General features: G+C 51.9%; 12 protein-coding genes. 7 read left to right on the plus strand and 5 right to left on the minus strand.

The features are described from left to right. Positions 1-44 precede the first annotated feature (44 nt). Entirely contained in the window at positions 45-647 is a 603-nt protein-coding gene (locus VFA09_24365; GenBank protein ID HZU70428.1) for an acyltransferase, read from the minus strand. 252 nt (positions 648-899) lie between these two features. On the opposite strand from VFA09_24365, the gene VFA09_24370 reads away from it, so the two are divergent. From VFA09_24370 to VFA09_24385, 4 genes are all read left to right on the plus strand, one after another. Then, positions 900-2,282, plus strand: coding sequence for a polysaccharide deacetylase family protein (locus tag VFA09_24370; GenBank protein HZU70429.1), 1,383 nt, complete (start codon positions 900-902; stop codon positions 2,280-2,282). A 260-nt stretch (positions 2,283-2,542) separates the two neighbouring features. Continuing rightward, complete coding sequence (locus VFA09_24375) at positions 2,543-3,241, plus strand: class I SAM-dependent methyltransferase (GenBank protein HZU70430.1); 699 nt, start codon at positions 2,543-2,545, stop codon at positions 3,239-3,241. A gap of 31 nt (positions 3,242-3,272) precedes the next feature. Then, the gene (asnB, locus tag VFA09_24380) at positions 3,273-5,210 is read left to right on the plus strand and encodes an asparagine synthase (glutamine-hydrolyzing) (protein ID HZU70431.1); all 1,938 of its coding nucleotides are present in this window, start codon (positions 3,273-3,275) and stop codon (positions 5,208-5,210) included. Between the two features lie 23 nt (positions 5,211-5,233). Then, positions 5,234-6,436, plus strand: a complete 1,203-nt coding sequence (locus VFA09_24385; protein ID HZU70432.1) for a glycosyltransferase family 4 protein — start codon at positions 5,234-5,236, stop codon at positions 6,434-6,436. 27 nt (positions 6,437-6,463) lie between these two features. On the opposite strand, the gene VFA09_24390 is transcribed toward VFA09_24385, so the two are convergent. The 4 genes from VFA09_24390 to VFA09_24405 all read right to left on the minus strand — a co-directional run bounded on the left by VFA09_24390 (position 6,464) and on the right by VFA09_24405 (position 10,153). After that, positions 6,464-7,099: a D-sedoheptulose 7-phosphate isomerase gene (locus tag VFA09_24390; GenBank protein HZU70433.1), complete on the minus strand. Its 636-nt coding sequence runs from the start codon at positions 7,097-7,099 to the stop codon at positions 6,464-6,466. Further along, positions 7,071-8,114: a hypothetical protein gene (locus tag VFA09_24395; protein ID HZU70434.1), complete on the minus strand. Its 1,044-nt coding sequence runs from the start codon at positions 8,112-8,114 to the stop codon at positions 7,071-7,073. The genes VFA09_24390 and VFA09_24395 overlap by 29 nt, the downstream gene beginning before the upstream one ends. Before the next feature lie 5 nt (positions 8,115-8,119). Continuing rightward, positions 8,120-8,839 carry a nucleotidyltransferase family protein gene (locus VFA09_24400; GenBank protein HZU70435.1) on the minus strand — a complete coding sequence of 240 codons (720 nt, stop codon included), beginning with the start codon at positions 8,837-8,839 and terminating at the stop codon, positions 8,120-8,122. 66 nt (positions 8,840-8,905) lie between these two features. Next, a complete protein-coding gene (locus tag VFA09_24405) occupies positions 8,906-10,153 on the minus strand; it encodes a glycosyltransferase (protein ID HZU70436.1) in 1,248 nt (415 codons plus the stop codon). Between the two features lie 349 nt (positions 10,154-10,502). Here VFA09_24405 and VFA09_24410 point away from each other — a divergent pair, with 349 nt between their 5' ends. The 3 genes from VFA09_24410 (at position 10,503) to VFA09_24420 (ending at position 14,009) form a co-directional block, all read left to right on the plus strand. Further along, positions 10,503-11,096 carry an acyltransferase gene (locus tag VFA09_24410; protein ID HZU70437.1) on the plus strand — a complete coding sequence of 198 codons (594 nt, stop codon included), beginning with the start codon at positions 10,503-10,505 and terminating at the stop codon, positions 11,094-11,096. Positions 11,097-11,112: 16 nt separating this feature from the next. Then, complete coding sequence (locus VFA09_24415; protein HZU70438.1) at positions 11,113-12,762, plus strand: flippase; 1,650 nt, start codon at positions 11,113-11,115, stop codon at positions 12,760-12,762. An 80-nt stretch (positions 12,763-12,842) separates the two neighbouring features. Next, positions 12,843-14,009 (plus strand): glycosyltransferase family 4 protein, encoded by a 1,167-nt coding sequence (locus VFA09_24420; GenBank protein HZU70439.1) that lies wholly within the window; start codon positions 12,843-12,845, stop codon positions 14,007-14,009. Positions 14,010-14,043 lie beyond the last annotated feature (34 nt).

Below are 14,043 nucleotides of genomic sequence, written 5' to 3' on the forward strand. Positions count from 1 at the left end.
GAAAATTGTTTCCTGCTAATACTATCCTCTTAGCTCAGCACGTGTCAATGCAGAGTCTCAAGTAGTACCTGCGCCTGGCCACATAGCTCGCACCAGCCCACGAGCCTGCCCGATTCTTCTTCCACGTGTGAAAGACGGCGCGCGCAGCGACAGACATATCCATGGTGCCGTGCCGGATTGCCAAAAACAAGCGCGTAGGGAGCTACATTGTGTGTGACAACCGAACCGGCGCCCACCAGCGCAAACTCTCCAATCGTAATACCACAAACAATGATCGAACCTGCTCCTACCGATGCTCCATACTTCACCAGTGTTGGCGTAATTTCCCAATCATCCGCGCTTTTCAGCTTTCCCCCGGGTGTGATGGCACGCGGCAACAAATCATTGGTGAAACAGACATGGGGGCCGATAAAGACGCCATCCTCAAGCGTCACGCCCTCAAAGATAGACGCATGATTCTGGATTTTCACTTTTGAGCCGATTCGCACGTGCGCGTCGATGTAGACGCCCTTGCCGATGTTGCAGGTCTCGCCAATAGACGCGTGTTCTCGCACCTGCGCTTGCCGCCAGATGCGTGTTCCCGTACCAATATGCGCGTCAGGTGATACTTCGGCAGTGGGATGAACATAGAATGATACTTCCGGCATGTATGTCTTCCTTCCAAATATAGATCGGTGAATGAGTCAGCATACGTGTTTGGGATGCCTCACCAAACATATCACATTTCCGTCATAACCGAAATTATCCTTATAACAAGGTCAGTGTCTACAAATATGCACCGTGTAACCTTGATTGCTACGTTTTCTGAACATCCATCAAAACGATATTCCTCTTGAGAAAAAGCTAAGGTTATAAAAGACCTGTTTTTCACAATGTAGCCGGGAGTGGATAGTAACGCTATGAACCTTGTAGCTTTCTCTATCAAGACCAAGGGCGTGCATAACTTTGCTCGTCGCCTGCGAACTGTTTTTACGCGCTTTGGTTTTACCGAAGCGCAAACCCGGCGAGCTTTGCAGGCTATTATCGATACCCTGCGGAGCTACAATGCCGCACCGACGTTCTTCATACCGGCCGTTGTTCTGCAAAGGCATGCCAGGCTGATAGCAGGAATCGCGCGTCTTGGAACTGAGATAGGCGTCCATGGCTATGTCCATAATGATTATCGAACTCTGACAAACTATGAGCAATATAAACAAACGCGGAAAGCGGTCTCTGTCTTTCAACGGTTACAGGTGCCTTTCCAGGGGTTTCGCAATCCCTATCTCGGCTGGAATGATACCTCGCTGCGCGTCTACGCGGCATTGGATTTCACCTATGAAAGCAACCTCGCGGTCTTGCATAAGGTGATCGATGTCGAGAAACTTTCACCTCGTATCAGGAGCGGGTTTGAGAAATCATTACAACTCTTTCAAGCTACTGCTTGCAATGCATACGCGCTGCGCCCTCAATTTGAGGGAACGTTGCTGCGTATTCCAACCAGCATTCCAGATGATGAGATGCTATTTGACCGTTTGCGTATCACCAGCGCCGGTGAAGTTGGCGACATATGGAGCCAGGTGATGCAACGTGTCTATGATCTGGGTGGCCTGTACACGCTCAATTTACACCCGGAACGCGGCATCTTGTGCAGGCAGGCACTTCAGCTATTGTTGACCTATGCTTGCAGTCGCCCGCTGCCGGTCTGGGTTACTCGCATTGGCGATATTGCTCAATGGTGGAAGGAACGCAGCCGGTTCCGCTTCAGATTGATCAAAGTGGATGACACGCGTTGGCAGGTAGAGGCAATATGTCCCGCTAAAGCGACGGTTCTGGCCCGCCACCTCACGATAGAAGACCAGCCGGTTCCGCGGTGGTTTGGTAGTGATGAACGGGTGACAACAGACCATTTTGTGGTACATGCCTCAACCTGTCCCTGTATCGGACTCTCGGAGAGAACGCCGGATGAGGTGATGAACTTCCTGCACGAACAGGGGTATCCAACAATAAGGTGTGCGGTTGAAGATGCCGGCCTCTATGCCATATATCTCGATAGAGCCGGGGGTTTGGGCAACACATCTCAAGAGCGATATGCGACGAAGATTGCGCTGGTGGAGCAGGTTGAGTCAATCGAGCGTCCATTACTCCATTTTGGCTGCTGGCCTGATGGATATCGTGCTGCTCTCTGTATATCAGGGGATATCGACTCGGTGACCGTACAGGATTTCTTTTTGCGCATCCTGGAAGTATTCCGCCCATCGCACATGTCATTCTTCGCCTCGCTCAGAATCCGCGGCAAGCCCTAATGCAGATTCTTCGCCTCACTCAGAATGACATGTGCGGGCTGTCATTCTTCGCCTCACTTAGAATGACATGTGCGGGCTGTCATTCTGAGCGGAGCGAAGAATCTGCGGCAAGCACATGTAGCATATCAAGAAATGTAGACGCTACCTATATCTTTGAAACGTAATTTCAACGGAAACATCAACCTGGAGAGCATAACCGGCATTTTATGCTTGGCAAGATGGGGATAATTATTCGCAGGTACGTTTTTGAGGAGGCGAGGATGAAACTCGAAGAGATGTATACCTCAGGTGAATATTTAGAGAAAAATCCAACCTGGCACGTGGAAGAATCTCCGTGGAAAGCAAAGCAGATTATGCGCTTGATAAGGCGAAATGGCATCGCGCCGGATACGATCTGTGAAGCAGGATGTGGGGCCGGGGAGGTGTTGAATCAGTTGCAAGGAAAAATGGCGGCTACTTGCTCGTTCTGGGGATATGAGATTTCTCCACAGGCGTTCGCTCTTTCGGAGAGCAGGGCTAACGAGAGGCTGCATTTCAAATTGGCGGATCTGACAAAGGAAGAGGGAGTCTTTTTCGATCTCATGCTCATTCTGGATGTCATTGAACACGTGGAAGATTACTTCAGTTTTCTACGCGCCTTAAAACCAAAGAGTAGATACAAAATAATTCACCTGCCCCTGGATCTGTCAGTACAGTCACTACTACGTCCCGGCGGCTTACTCGGTGTGCGCAGGGCATATGGGCATGTCCACTACTTTGATAAAGGTCTTGCCCTTGCAATGTTCGAAGAGGTTGGCTACGAACTGCTGGACTACTTTTATGCGCCGCGATCAATAGGTCTTGCTGATACGCTTGCGAAGAAGCTGCTCATTCCCCCACGGATGCTGTTTTATGCTATCCACAAGGACCTGGCTGTACGCATTTTAGGCGGCTACAGCCTGTTGGCACTGCTGAAATGAGGCCTGAGTAGATAACGGAAAGGCAATCGCTATGTGTGGCATTTGTGGTGTGTTCAACGCGCGGAGTAAAGAACCGGTCGCGCCGGGATTGATGGAGCGAATGAGGAGTGTTATCGTTCATCGCGGCCCTGATGAGCATGGAATGTACCTCGATGGCCCGGTAGGATTGGGTATTGTACGCTTGAGCATCATCGATCTCAGCGGCGGGCATCAACCAATTGCGAATGAAACGGGGAATATCTGGCTTGTCTTCAATGGCGAGATCTGGAATTATCAGACCTTGCGTAAAGAGCTTATCGAGAAAGGACATACTTTCTCTACCAGTAGCGATACGGAGACGATTGTCCATGCCTATGAAGAATATGGTGTGGATTGTGTGGCGCGCTTGCATGGGATGTTCGCGTTTGCGCTTTGGGATAACTTGCGGAAGCGTTTGTTATTAGCGCGTGATCGCGTTGGAAAGAAACCGCTGTATTATACACTCGTAGATGGGAATCTACTCTTTGCCTCTGAGATCAAATCGCTCCTGTGCCATCCAGGTGTAAGGAGGGAGGTTGATGCGCAAGCGCTGGCCGATTTTCTGAGTATACGTTATGTTCCGGCCCCTGCCACGCTCTTCGCGAATATCTACAAAGTGTTGCCAGGTCACTGGTTGCTCTATGAGAATGAGGTGGTACGCGAGGAGTGCTACTGGGATGTTAGCTTTGGCAAAGTCGAGCGCCGCCCAATAGCGGAGTATCTCCAGGGGGTTCAACAGCATGTATCGCGCGCGGTTGAAGAGCGTTTGATGGCTGACGTGCCGGTGGGAGCTATGCTGAGCGGGGGAGTAGATTCGAGTATTGTGACCGGTGTGATGAGCAGTTTGACGGCACAGCCTGTGCAGACCTTTTCGGTTGGTTTCGATCATCCTGATTATAATGAGCTGCCTTATGCCAGGTTGGTTGCCGGACACTTTGGTACTGAACACCACGAGTTGGTGGCAAAATCCGCGGATATGATGCGCTACTGGCCGTTGTTGACATGGCACAGGGACGAGCCTGTCAGCGAGCCTTCTGATCTGGGGGTCTATTTACTTGCCAAACTTGCGCGCCAGTATGTCAAAGTTGTGCTCTCGGGTGAAGGGGGCGATGAGCTATTTGCCGGCTATCCCAAGTATCTTGTTGATGGAATGGCCCGTTACGTTCATCTCATTCCGCCTTCTGTACGCGAAAATATGCTGCTGCCTGTTATTGATCATTTGCCGTACTCTATGCGCAAGCTGAAGATGGCGGCGCACAACCTTTGCCAGCCGGCGCCACAACGTTGGATGTCCTGGTTCGGCATTTTCAATGGCAGATTGAAAGAGCAGGTCCTTGCTGCCCACGTGATGGCAATGATTGATGCTGATGCCAGTCGCGTGTTTCGACGCTGGCTTGAGAAGAATCCGCAGCGGGATGCCCTTTCGTCGATGCTCTACCTGGATACCAAGATCTGGCTCCCCGATAACCTGCTGATGAAGGCCGATAAGATGACGATGGCCGCTTCTCTGGAGGCGCGCATTCCGCTGCTAGATTATCATTTGATCGAATACGCGGCACGTATTCCCTCGGAGATGAAGATTCGACCGTTTCAGGCCAAGTATTTGCTGAAACGAGCCTTTGCGGACGTTCTTCCGGCGGCAATTTTGAGGCGCAAGAAGATGGGATTTAACGTTCCAACAGGTATCTGGTTCCGCGAGGGTCAGCGCGGTATGATGACACGATTGCTGCTTTCTGAACGCGCCCGCGACCGTGGTTTTCTGAATACTGACTTCGTCGCGGCGCTGCTGAGAGATCATTTGCATGGTAAAACGAACTACCAGAACCAGTTGTTTATCCTTGCCAGTCTAGAAATCTGGTTCCGGGTTTTTATAGATAACGAGTCCCTGGAATATCCGGCGCTATCGCTAGAAGAACTGTTGGAAGAGCAAACGCTAGTGCCGGCTTTGTAGATGAACACAGGAGCGTATCGGGGATGGCAAACGTGCTGAAAGTGCTGATGATTGTGGAAAATGTGCCCGCGCCTAAGGATCGACGGGTGTGGCCGGAAGCGATAACATTGCGAGATCATGGATACCAGGTAAGCATTATTAGCCCGAAAGGGGCGACGGCATATAGAGAGTCATATAGTTGTATTGATGGCATTCATATTTACAGGTACCATCTGCCGGCGGTGAGGGGCAAGTATGTTAGCCACGTGGTGGAGTACACGGTGGCGCTGGTCATGACGTGCTGGTTGAGCTTGAAGGTGCTGGTGCGGCATGGCTTTGATGTCATTCATGTCGCCAATCCCCCGGATATATTTTTTATCGTCGGGATGTGCTATCGCCTGCTGGGAAAGAAGTTTGTGTTTGACCAGCATGATCTGGCGCCAGAGCTTTTCCAGGCGCTCTTCAAGAGAAATTCCAGGCTTCTGTACAGATTGATGGTGTTTCTGGAATGGTGTACGTATAAGATGGCTAACCTGGTGCTCGTGACAAATGAATCGCAGAGACGAAACGCCATCGAACGTGGGAGTTGTGATGATGGGAAGCTGGTTGTGGTGCGTAATGGCCCGAATCTCGAGCAACTGAAACCGGTTTCACCCGAGCCTGGGCTAAAGAACGGGTGGCGCTATGTATTAGGCTATGTAGGCATTATGGGCGTACAGGATGGGGTTGAGTATGCGCTGCGAGCGCTGTATGAACTGGTGTACAGGCGTGGGAGGAGAGATGTCGGGCTGATATTGATGGGCGAGGGTGAAAGCCTGTGCATGCTTCAAGCGCTTGCTCACGAACTAGGATTGGATGAGTATATCAATTTTACCGGCTGGATTCCTATCAAAGATGTGGCGCGCTATCTGAGTGTGGCGGATATTTGCCTGATACCCGATCCGTTGAATGGGGTAAATGAGTACAGCACAATGTTGAAGACGATGGAATACATGGCGATGGGGAAGCCTATCGTGGCATTTGACCTCTATGAGACGCGCTATTCGGCGGGGGAAGCAGCGCTGTATGCCGTGCCAAACCTGGCGAGCGACTTTGCGAACAAGATCGAAGTATTGCTGGGCGATGAAGCGTTGCGTTGTAGGATGGGGACCATAGGGCGAAGGCGTGTTGAGGAGGAACTGAGCTGGGAGCATAGCAGGAAGAACCTTTTGCGAGCATACGAGACCTGTTTTGCCAGGAGAAAGTGAAAGGCGGGCGACCACCAGGGTACGCTCCTACGAACCATTTGTGCCGGCAAAGATCGCTCGTTCCACAAGTTCGCTCAAAATATGGCCGATCAGCATGTGTGCTTCCTGGATACGAGGGGTATCGGTAGAGGGAACACAGAGACAATAATCGGCCTCCCTTTTGAGCAGGCCGCCATGTTCTCCTGTCATTGCGATAGTCAGCATTTCTCTCTTGTTCGCGGCCCGTAGCGCCTCTACAACATTGCGTGAGTTGCCGCTGGTGGAGAGACCAATGGCCACATCTCCTGCCTGGCCGAATGCCTCGATCTGACGAGAAAAGACCAGGTCGAAGCTGTAGTCATTGCCGATGGCGGTCAGAGCTGAGGGATTGACCGTTAAAGCCTGTGCCGGGAGTGCCGGTCGATCCAGGTAGTATCTTCCGACAAACTCGGCGGCAAGATGCTGTGCATCAGCGGCGCTGCCACCATTGCCGAAGAAGAGCAGCTTGTGGCCGCTTCGGATGGCTCCAATGATCCTCTCTGCCACCTCAGCACAGACCTCGGTATAGCTCAGAAGTCGTTGTTTGGCGGCAATACTTTCTTCGATGCGCTCTTTAAAGAGAGCTTGAAACTGTGTGATAGACTCGATTTGTGTTTTACTCTGTTGTGCTGACCTGAGGAGCATATGCGTTCACCCTCCATGTTTGCAAGCCCAGAGGCTCGAAACTCATGTCGATGATTGTACAACCAAGTTCTTTGAGCTTTGCTGCCACGGTGTGTTTCCTCTCGGCGGGACAATAAAGCAGCAGGTATCCTCCACCGCCTGCCCCTGTGATCTTTCCGCCCAAAGCTCCGTACTTGCGCGCGGTTGCGTAAAGACCATCAAGCTGTGGATTGGTTATGCGGCTAGACAACATTTTTTTACACTGCCATTCCCTGTGAAGTAGTTCTCCAAAGTTGTCAAGTTGCTGCCGGAGCAAGGCATTCTTCATCTCAACGGTGAGCGCTTTCAGTTCGTGTAGCGCCAGCATTGTCATTGCTTCTTTCCGCTCATAGCGATCAATTTGATCCGAGAGGATGTGAGACGATAGACGCATTGTACCCGTATAGCAGAGCATGAGATTATACTGTAATTCGTTCAACACATTGGGGCTAAGCTTGAGTGGATTCACGACCACGTGGTCAGGCAGAAATTCGATATAGTTGAAGCCCCCGAAAGCAGCAGCATACTGGTCCTGTAGCCCTCCCTCGATACCCAGTTCTTCGCGCTCGATAACGCAGGCCAGGTCCGCGATTTCATAATCTGTGAGCGGCAGGTGTTCAAACTCTTTCAGCAGACCAACCAGCGCTACGATCATCGCAGATGATGCGCCCAGCCCTGAACCGGGAGGCGCGTCACTATGCAGCAGGAGGTCGAAGCCCCTATGCTCCGCCGCTACCAGCTTGCGGATGGCGGCTTTGACGAGGTCAAGTTTGCCATCGTAGATGAGCCGGTCCTCGGGGTCGTAGGTGACCGAGACGCCAAAGTCGAGAGAATGAACGCAAATATTCCCGTCGCGGCGGGGTTGAAGCGTCCCATAAGCATAGCGATTGATGGTTGTACTCAGGACGCAGCCGCCTTCTAACTGAGGAAAGGGCGGTACGTCGGTTCCTCCCCCGGAAAGGCTGATTCTCAGTGGCGCCCTGGCGCGAATGAACATGCTGACTACCTTCCTTGTTCTATTGCGGCCAACAGTGGTACAGGATGAGATTGAAGCCTCGTATAATCCGCGGGCATGCCGATATCGATGAAAAAGCCGTTCAATGGTAGACCATATAAGCCTTGCCCAATGAGTCTGGGCAAAATGTCATTTTCCAGGGAAACCGGCTTTCCCGCGGGTATGAAATCGAGTAACTTGCGCGCGAAAACGTAGACACCGCCATTAATCAGGCCCCTGGTATGACCCTGGCCTTTCTCAATGAAACTTGTGATGCGGCCTGCTTCATTCAAGCCCACTGCGCCATAACGTTGCATGTCGTCGACATCGGTGAGCGCTAATGTTGCTAGCGCTTCCATCTCGCGGTGATAGGACATCAATGCTTGCAACTCAATATCGAACAAAGAATCGCCGTTCATGACAAAAAAGTCTTCCTCATGAATCAGGTCTCCGGCGAGCTTAAGCGCTCCTGCTGTTCCACGCAGTTCAGGCTCGTAGGAGTAGTTAACCTTGATGCCCCAACGATCTCCCTTCCCAACATGTGATTGAATAAGATCAGCTTTATAGCCGAGGCAGAGAATAACTTCATCAACCTGGTGCTTCTTAAGCTGTAGGAGCAGGTACTCCAGAAAAGGTTTGCCACCTATTGGAGCCATTGGCTTATTCAGTTGTGCCAGTACCGGGCGGAGGCGGGTGCCAGCGCCGCCGGCCAGGATGAGAGCTTGCATCGTATTCCTCAAGGATAGTTCGTCAAACAAAAGATCGTAACAGCGCCTGACTCTATCGATCTGGCGTTAGTGATCGCTGCCTTGCTTTTCGTCCCGGCGTGCATGAGTTCTTGCCAGGGCCGCTTCATTGCTGAATTCGTCTAGAATGCGCACCAATTGGGCGCAGGCTGTTTTCCAGCTGTATTCGGCCTCTACCAGGGCGCGACCTGCATTTCCAAGGGCCATGCGCAGCTGGGGATTGCGCAGCAGTTCCACTACTGCGCTAGCAAATTCCGCCGGCTGGTCTGCTACCAGCAGGTGCTTGCCCGGCTCTACGACCAGCCCTTGATAACCAACAGTGGTGGAGACGATGGCTTTGCGCATGGCGAGGGCTTCAAGTATCTTGACGCGCGTGCCACTGCCAATCTGCAAGGGGGCGATGGCTACGGCGGATGAGGCCAGGTAGGGGCGTATATCACGGACGGGACCTGTGACGGTGACGCCCGGTAGTCCGGCCAGGCTGCAAACTTCCGGCGGTGGATTTCTGCCGACGATGTGCCAGGTGGCGTCGGGTATGTGTTGTCGAATGATGGGCCAGCAGTGTTGGGCGAAGAAGATCACTGCGTTCGTGTTTGGATAGTAGTTCATTGTTCCTGTAAAGACGATCTGGTGGGGGATTACTTGTACGGCGTCAATCTCGCCAAAGGTCTCAACGTCGATTCCTGTGCGAACGACTTCGATGCGCTGCTGCGGCAAGGATTGTTGTAAGAGCAGGCGCTCGCGTTCGCTGGTGACGAGGACGAGGTTGGCTTTGGCGCAACGCTGCAGTTCAGCGGGTTTGACGAGCTGGTATTCGTGGCGATTGTACCATTGACGCAGCGGGTTCTTTTCGTGTTCGTAGGTAAGCTGCAAGAGTTCGTGCTCAATATTATGCTGGTCGATGATGATTTTGATGCCTGCCGGCAAGCGATAACCGGCTACGTGCGAGCTTTCGAAAAACACGGCGTCGTAGTGGCGGCTGGCGAGCATGTTATCCAGGGCGGATTGCATTGCTGGCAGGAGAAAGAGATGCAGCAGGAAAGATTTTCCGCGAGCCACGCTCAACAATTGCCGTAAACGCTTAAGAGAAGGAGTCTGAAACGGTATCAATTGCACGGGATAGGCGAGATCTTGCAATGCTTTTCCCACATCATGGGCTTGAAGATCGCCGCTATCTACCAGGCTGAGTAATGAGATGGTATGGTGTTGTGCCAGGGCTTGCAAAAAATGGTAGTTTCGCTCGCCGGCTGTAGTTCGCGGGTCTGGTAGATGGGCGGATATCATGAGCAGATTCATGGATAGCTTCCTTCGTGGCCGCAGAGATTCTTCGCTGCGCTCAGAATGACATGCCTTGCGGCATGTCATTCTGAGCGCAGCGAAGAATCGGCCTTCGTGTTTCTTCACCAACGTTTTTCCGGCTTAAGCGTACAGCGCGCATATTGGTAAGGTGGTTGTTCTGGATGTTGAGATGAGGTGACGAAAACCATGCAGGGTATATATCCCTCGCCTTGCTGTCCTGAAGGTGGGATTGGTTCTCTACGTTTTCGTGCGCGAAATTACTCCTTCTCTACCCTGATGGACATCTCCTGGGTACATGGAGGTGGTATTTCTTATCTAGAGCGGGACAGGGACGAGGGGCAGGTGAATGTTGACGAAGGAAAAGGGAAATGAGAGAGGTGACGTGATGAAGCGGGGGCTGGCAGCTGCCATGAAATATTTGACGAACCATGTAGTGAATCATATTCCGTCTTATACCATACGTCACGCCTGGTATCGCGATGTGCTGGGTTGGAGCATCGGGCCGGGAGCTTCGATTCTCTTAAACCAGCATATTCAGATGGCGGGCGTACGCAGTAGCGGGCGCAAGGTGGTGATTGGCAAGGGGACGGTCATCAACTACGGGTGCTTGCTTTATACGACGGGGGGAATTGTGATTGGAGACCAGGTGAGTATTTCGAGTGGGGTATGGCTGGTAACAGGTATGCATGATATGAACGATGCGGGGTTTGCTGTGAGCTACAAGCCCATCATCATTGGCAACTACGCCTGGATTGGCATGCGCGCGACGATACTGGCGGGCGTGACTATTGGCGAGGGAGCTGTCGTTATGGCAGGGGCGGTGGTCACACGTGATGTTCCACCTTACGCGGTGGTAGGCGGTGTGCCGGCCAGAGTGGTTGGGAATCGAGCGCTCTGCGATCCTTCCTACACGCTGGATTTCCGTCCGCTTTTTGAATGAAAGGATACATGCGCTGATGAATGCTGCCGCGGAAAACCAGCAACACGGCCAGAAAGGGCGCGCTATCCATATAAGCGTGAAGCATATCGTAAACAATACGGTTATTTCGCTGGCTGGGCAAGTAGTGACATGGTCTTCAACGCTTGTGCTGCTGATCGCTTATGGGCGTTTTCTGGGCGCTGCGAAATTTGGCGAACTCTACCTGGCAATTACGTTGGTCGGGCTGGTTGGATTTCCTGTTGAGTTTAGTTTTAGCCAGCAACTGACGCGTGAAGTGGCGCAAGATGCGAGCAAGGCGAAAAGCTATCTTACGAACGCGCTGCTGTTAAAAGTTGCGCTGTGGCTGGGCTTGTTTAGCCTGCTGGTATTCCTTAGCCACCTGCTGGGCTATGATAGGGAGCAAGGTGTCCTGGTTGCGATTTGCGGAATTACGCTGCTGAGCACTTCTATAGCCAGTACTTTCGCATCATTGCATGTAGCTTTTGAGCGAGTGATCTACCCGGTTGTTGGTTCGATCTGCGAAAAAGGGGTAGCCGCGCTGGTTGGCTATCTTGTACTTCGACACGGGGCAGGGGTAGAAGTAATGGCCTGTGTGCTTCTAGGTGCTTCTATCGTCAATGCAATCTGGCAGGCCAGCTGGTTTATCCGCCTGGTAGGAGTTGGCTTTGACATTGATTGGAAACTTATCTGTGGCCTGATACGCGCAAGTATACCGTTTGTGACCTATGGCGTATTGGGCGTGCTCTATTATCGTATCGATACTGTTCTTCTCTCTGTTATGACAAACTCAGCTGTGGTGGGCTGGTATGGTGCTGCGTATCGCCTGTTCGATACGCTGAACTTTTTACCGACGATCCTCATGACGCCCATTATGTATCCCGTTTTTTCGAAACTCTCTACTAGCACGGACGATGAGAGGCTGAAGGTGGCGATTGAAAAGACGATGAACTTCTTACTCTTCTTCGGTATACCTATGGCTGTGGGAATGATCGTGGCGGCTCCAAATATCGTGGGCTTTCTTTACCATCGAGCGGAATTCTCGCATACCATCCCTACGCTTCAGGGTCTGGCGCCAGGCTTGATCCTGCTCTACATAAACGCGGTTTTGGGTACGATCATCGTGAGTACAAAGCAAGAGAAAACATTCCCTGTTATGGCCGCGATTGCTCTCGTTTTCAATCTTGGACTCAACCTGCTATTGATACCCATCTATCGGCATGTGGGAGCGGCAATAGTGACCTCTCTTACCGAAATGCTCTTAGCCTGTATGGCGATAGTCTTTCTGCCAAAGCGCCTGCTGCCGGTAGGTAGTTTGCCTGTCGCGGTCAAATCGCTCGCGGCAAGCCTGGCGATGGCGGTAGTGATCATGTTCATGAGTAGCTATCAGATTCTGGTCATACTCCCGGTCGCTATGCTGGTCTATTTTGGCATGGCCACGCTACTGAGAACAATACCTGCTCAAGACATGCAGGCTCTTTACAACGCGGTACGCCATAGGCGTGTCATTCTGAGCGCAGCGAAGAATCCCGTCGAGACGCAAGAAGCGTCACAGATAGCTGGGGAGGAACCGTATCATGGACGTATCATTCTGAGAGACTGGCCATGTCATTCTGAGCGCAGCGAAGAATCTCTGCCGCACGTGGATTCTGAGCGCAGCGAAGAATGACACGACCTAGACGACAGACAGGCGGTGATTGGTTTGATTCAGCAGGGTGAGTGATGTTTTGAAGGGAGATCGAGCGATAGATGAATGGTGAGGCGAAGCGTATCAACATCGCGTTTTTGACGGCCTTTGACCTTGAGGATATACAGGCCTGGTCATGGGCCGGCACGTTTTATTTCATGGCTCAAGCTCTTGAGAAGTACTGCGGAGAGGTATCTCACATCGGCCCAATAAATTGTTGGGAACAGGTGGCGGCGCGGGTGATTCGCAAGGGTTCATCGCTTTTACTCAAGAAGAACTATGTGTCATATCACAACTTCCTGGTCGCCAGGAAGTACGCGAAAGTCGCGGCGCGGCGACTGGCGAGAGGGACGTTTGATGTGATCTTTACCCCGGTAGGCGAGCCAGAAATAGCCTTTCTGAAAACAGATATTCCTATCGTGCTGTTTGAGGATGCGACCTATGGTCAATTGATGAATTATTACCCGGCTTACTCGAACCTGCTGAAGCGGTCGATCTATGAGTTGAATACGTTGGAGGAACTGGCGCTCAAGAAGGCGAGCCTGGTTCTATGTAGTTCAGAATGGGCGGCCCGTTCCGCTCTTGAGGATTACCATACGGAGAAGCGGAAAGTACATGTGCTTCCTCAGGGCACAAATATCGAGCATCCGCCCGCGAGGGAAGAGGTCTGGCGGAAGCGCAAGTCTGATCGCTGCCGCTTATTATTCGTGGGGGTCGATTGGCAAAGAAAAGGGGGCGAGATAGCTTTTGAGACCCTTTTGCGGCTTGAGGAATTGGGGATTCAAGCAGAGCTAATCGTGTGCGGCTGCGTGCCCCCGCCGCAGTTTTCCCATGAGAGGATGATGGTTATCCCTTACTTGTATAAGAGCGACGAAAAACAGCGCGAGCAGCTAGAACAGCTGTATATGACATCCGATTTCTTCCTCTTGCCGACCAGAAGTGAAAGTTATGGGATGGTGTTTGCTGAAGCAAGCGCATTTGGATTGCCTTCCATTACCAGTGATACGGGAGGTGTTTCTGAGGTAGTGAGAAATGGTGAAAACGGCTTTGTGTTAGCATATCATGCACGAGGCGCCGAGTACGCAAAAGTGATCGCGGACATCTACCGCGATGATCAGCGCTATAAGGAACTGGTGAGGTCGAGTAGAGCGGCTTTTGATACAAGATTGACCTGGGATAGCTGGGGAATGGCGGTGGCAGATTTGATTGCGCAACTGTTGGGCCGGTGATTCCAGGTAGCGATATCATGGAATGTAATAAAAT

The organism is Ktedonobacteraceae bacterium, from assembly GCA_035653615.1.
Lineage (GTDB): Bacteria > Chloroflexota > Ktedonobacteria > Ktedonobacterales > Ktedonobacteraceae > DASRBN01.